1 protein-coding gene and 1 pseudogene are annotated in these 1016 nt (G+C 43.2%); one reads left to right on the top strand and one right to left on the bottom strand.

Annotated features, from left to right (window positions below; genetic code table 11):
• Nucleotides 1-66: 66 nt before the first annotated feature.
• Nucleotides 67-357 (bottom strand): DUF2782 domain-containing protein, encoded by a 291-nt coding sequence (locus A3738_RS28560; RefSeq protein WP_068501427.1) that lies wholly within the window; start codon nucleotides 355-357, stop codon nucleotides 67-69.
• Between the two features lie 113 nt (nucleotides 358-470).
• Between A3738_RS28560 and A3738_RS28555 the strand changes: the two are divergent.
• Nucleotides 471-1016, top strand: a pseudogene (locus tag A3738_RS28555) (DNA polymerase I); the annotation flags it as partial.

The raw sequence follows: 1016 nt of genomic DNA, 5'->3' as shown, positions 1-1016 counted from the left end.
TCCCTAAGTTGAAGACAGAGTAACAAGCAGGTTTAGAATAATCATACTAAGTTTTAGATTATTCTCTTACCATTCAAAAAGAACCCATTTAGGCACTAACATTTGTGAGCGTTCTTCACGAATCCAGCCCTCGCCATCGGCAGGAACTAAGTAATACTCAGAGCCAACTTTTGGCACGACTTTGATCTCTTTTAATATGCCATTTACACGATACTCGTAGAACGTTTTATCCTCTTCTTCTCGAATCACGATATCAGGCTGCTCACCAGTCGCTAAGTCTTCCGCACTAAGATGTGGAACCGAAAAAGAAGCCAACATAATTGCAGCGACTGCACAGAATTTTAATAGGGTTTGCATAATAAGTTCTCGAGAGGAAATTAACTCAAAGTGTAGATGGAATTGAGGTTTAAGCTTGGCACGTTTTTCCTTACTATAGCAAACTTTCCCAACGACTTATTCAGACCAATTTCATGACAACATCGGCACCTACCGTTCTCGTTGACGGTTCATCTTATTTATTCCGCGCGTATCACGCGCTTCCTCCGCTCAACAACTCAAAAGGACAACCCACAGGCGCAATCAAAGGTGTCATCAATATGATGAAGCGTCTGCAAAGCGATTATCCTGACTCTAAGATCATTGTTGTCTTTGATGCCAAAGGAAAAAACTTTCGTCATGAAATGTATGAGGACTACAAAGCCAATCGTCCCCCAATGCCGGACGACTTACGTTCCCAAATTCAGCCGATTCACGACATTATTCAGGCTATGGGATTACCGCTACTCGTTATTCCGGGCGTTGAAGCTGACGACGTCATTGGCACATTAGCAAAACAAGCTACAGACACGCAGCATGATGTGGTTGTATCGACCGGCGATAAAGACATGGCGCAACTTGTCACGCCGCATGTCACGCTGATGAATACAATGACCAACACCTATATGAATGAGGAAGGCGTCGTCGAAAAATTTGGTGTTAAACCAAATCAAATTATCGATTACTTAGCGCTCGTCGGC

The sequence above is a fragment of the Oleiphilus sp. HI0066 genome (assembly GCF_001635725.1).
This window is presented reverse-complemented; position numbering and strand designations above follow the sequence as displayed.

Bases quoted from the DNA above. Each gene is read 5' to 3' on its own strand.
- A3738_RS28560 (WP_068501427.1), bottom strand. From the start codon at position 357: ATGCAAACCCTATTAAAATTCTGTGCAGTCGCTGCAATTATGTTGGCT.